A 3039-nucleotide genomic window follows, 5' to 3' on the forward strand; every position below is an offset into this window, starting at 1 on the left:
ACGCCGGGACGACCTCGGTCGGGTGAGGCGGTTTGGCCAGCCGCTTGACCGCGGGCGCGGTGTATCCGGGCTGCCACTGCGCCAGTTCCGATGCTGTCGCGGTCAGCAGTTCGGGCACCCAGTCGATGTGCCAACTCGTCCCGGCGGCAGCTGCGACGAGTTCACGACGACGAGTCAGTGAGACCGCTGGCTTGCCTGGGGCGGCGGCGACGGTGACTAGGCCCAGCAGCGCACAGCCTCCGACTTGGCCGGCCTGATGCTGCAAACACAGCTGGTGCGCGGCGTCCAAGCCTGCGGCGTGCATTCGAGCCACGACCACCACGAACGGTGCGGCGTCAGCGGCCGGCCAGCCCCGCCGACTCGATGCCGCCGGCGCCCACATCGCTTCCAGCGTCGACACCCCCGCACCTCCGTGTGCACCCAGAAGCCACATCGCGGGTGCCCGTCCCACGGAGGGCGCGACTGTGGTGTCCCAGACCGGGGCCCGGTCGGTTTCGGTCGGGACCGCCAGCCATTTCGGCACTGCCGTGGACTGCGGTGTCGGAGTCTGGTGTGCGCTGGTCATCGCTGCCTCCGGGGGTTGATCGGTCCTGGTCACGCAGTCACCGAGGCCAGAGCCTCGGACAGGGCCGAAGTGTCTGCCTTCTGCGCTGATGCGCCTAGCTGTGAGAGCTGGTCCTCGCCTGCACCGGAGCGGATCATCGCCATGCGATCAGAGCCGGAAGACGCAAGCGGCTGGCTGATCGGCTCCATGCCCTTGGCCGCGGCCAGATCATTGGCCGCGGCCATGACCCACTGCTGGGTCAGAGCAGCCGGGGACTGTCCCGAGGCCGAGAACGGGATCCGGTCGTAGGCGCCGTGAGAGTCGATCGTGTTCCAGGTCTGGGTCTTGGTCGCCATGTCCACCAGGCCGGCAGTGTCGGTGACGGTGTGCTCGATCTCCCCGGCCACCCGGCGCAGTCCCGAGTCCACCGTCGCGGGAGTCACGACGTCAGTGGCATTGACCGCGAGCTGCCCTACTAGGACAGCGGCGCCGGCCGCCGGATTCGCTGCCCCGGCGAGCGCGATTTGCGCGATGTTCTCCAGCGTCAGCGTCTTCTTGGCGACCGTGATCGACGCCCCCAGCGCCATCCCGGCCAGTTTGGTTCCGGCCTCTATGAGCATGGCGGTCTGATCTGTCGGGTTCTGGGCTCTGGTCGGATCGCTGTATCGCGCCATTCGCGCCAGGGTGGTGTTCCCCCGGCTGGCCTGGGCGATGGTGAACCCAGTCGCGTCGGAGTAGCTGATGTCCTCCGAGATGGTCTCGGCAGCGGTGAACAAGACAGACTGACCGGTCACCGTGGCCACGTTCAGCAGCGCCTGAACCGGGTCTCCCCCGGTTTCGCTCTGGCCTGCGATGTTCGCCACCACCTGGAACAGATCAGAATCTGTCGGCGTGTCACACGCCAGGTCCCCGGGCACACAGAAGCTTGCGACCCGGTCCGCCACCGCACCGAAGTCCGCCGCTGCGGTGTTCGGGGAGATCCCGCGGCCCTCGGGAACCGGAGCCCCTGCTGCCACCCCGACCGCTGCCACCGAGGTGCCCTCCGTGCCCGGTACTGCCCCAGGAGTGGAGCGGGAGGCGCCGCCCTGGAACACCGGCGCACCCATCGCCCTGGTCGGATCGCTCATCAGCGCCGCGCCGGCGAACTGATCCGGCTCCACCGGTCCGTTGCCCGCGCCGATGTCTCGAGCAATTGCCGATGCGACCTGCGCGCCCTGGCTGTACCCAGCCACGAAGATCTTGGTCTCCGGGCAACGCTCGACGGTTTCTGCAATGAGCTTCTTGCCGTTGTCGATCCCAACGGTGACGCTCTTGGCGTAGCTGGACTGATCCTCTGACGGCACAAAGCCGCCGAAGCTCGCCGGGTACGGCACATAGGTTCGCGCGATACGGTCCTCGCCGTCGGCGTTCGCGGCCCGCACGACCGGCCGGACTACCCGTGCCATCCACCCGGTATCGGCGTCGGTCTCGCTGTTCTTCGACGACTCGGTCGTCCCATTAACCGCCACCAGCTGCACCAGCGGGCATTCCTGCCCCTTGGGAAGGGCAACCGAACTCGTCGGCGTCGACGAGCTCCGCGAGCTCGAGGTCGTCTGCGCGCCGACCGATACTGCCTGGCTCGCCACCATGACCGTCGACAGAGTGACAACGGCCCCCAACTTGAACGCTTTTCCTACCCTCATTACCGCTCCTTCTCCGGGGCTTCAGCGATCGACACCAGCCGGGTCTCGCCGCCCTCACGGGCGGTGGTCACTCGCTGGTAGAAGACGGTTTCTGAGCCATCTGGGGCCATCTGGGTCAGCTCGACATCGGCCGACCCGTCCTTGGCTGAGGTGATACGCAGGCAGTGAGTGGTGCCCTGCTCCACGGAGTCGATGCCCTTCTGAAGAGCATCGAGATTCTGGATCTCGGATTCCTTAGCCAGCAGCGGCTTGACCAAGTCGGCGTCCCGCTCGACGTAGTAGGCGTGCTGGAAAGCCAGAATCACTCCGGCTGCGGACTTCACATCGCCCTCGCCGTCTCCGGTCACCACCGACCCTTCCTCGGACGCCGCGCACTTCTCCTGTGCGCCCGAGACGGCCTGGTCATCCGCTCCCGACGCCGCTCTCGCAGGGACGGCCAGCTGAGCAGTCTCCGACTCGTCGGCCTCAGAGACCACTGACGCCACTCCCCACGAAGCGGCAGCGATCGTCGCCACCGTGGCCAGCACAACGCCACCGAACAGCACCTTTGGTCGCCGTCCTTGGTTCTCGCTAACCGTCGCCGGTGCGCCCTGATCTGCAACGGGCTCCGGTTCCGGGGCGTCGTCGAACCACTCGCTCTCCGGGGGCACCGCCTCTAGACGCCGGTCCACAGGGTCAGCATCGTTTGACGAGCTTTCGCCGGAGAACCAGTGATCGCCGTCGTCGTTACTCACGATCAGTCCCCTTCGCTGTAGGTGCCGTCGGTTAGTTGAAGTGGACCGGGGGGACGCCCGGGATGTTCAGGTTGTTGAT

At 67.1% G+C, this 3039-nt stretch carries 2 protein-coding genes and 1 pseudogene; all 3 read right to left on the reverse strand.

Annotation, left to right across the window (positions count from 1 at the left end):
- A pseudogene (locus G6018_RS09055) lies at nucleotides 1-400 on the reverse strand (hypothetical protein); the annotation flags it as partial.
- A 194-nt stretch (nucleotides 401-594) separates the two neighbouring features.
- Nucleotides 595-2226, reverse strand: coding sequence for a cutinase family protein (locus G6018_RS09060; RefSeq protein WP_182639436.1), 1632 nt, complete (start codon nucleotides 2224-2226; stop codon nucleotides 595-597).
- A complete protein-coding gene (locus G6018_RS09065) occupies nucleotides 2226-2960 on the reverse strand; it encodes a hypothetical protein (RefSeq protein WP_182639437.1) in 735 nt (244 codons plus the stop codon). The genes G6018_RS09060 and G6018_RS09065 overlap by 1 nt, the downstream gene beginning before the upstream one ends.
- Nucleotides 2961-3039 lie beyond the last annotated feature (79 nt).

The organism is Dietzia sp. DQ11-44 (assembly GCF_014145205.1).
In the GTDB taxonomy this organism is placed as follows: Bacteria; Actinomycetota; Actinomycetes; order Mycobacteriales; family Mycobacteriaceae; genus Dietzia; species Dietzia natronolimnaea.

What these genes read in the sequence shown, in the direction of transcription:
- G6018_RS09060 (WP_182639436.1), bottom strand. Translation starts at nt 2,226, where the DNA reads ATGAGGGTAGGAAAAGCGTTCAAGTTGGGGGCCGTTGTCACTCTGTCG.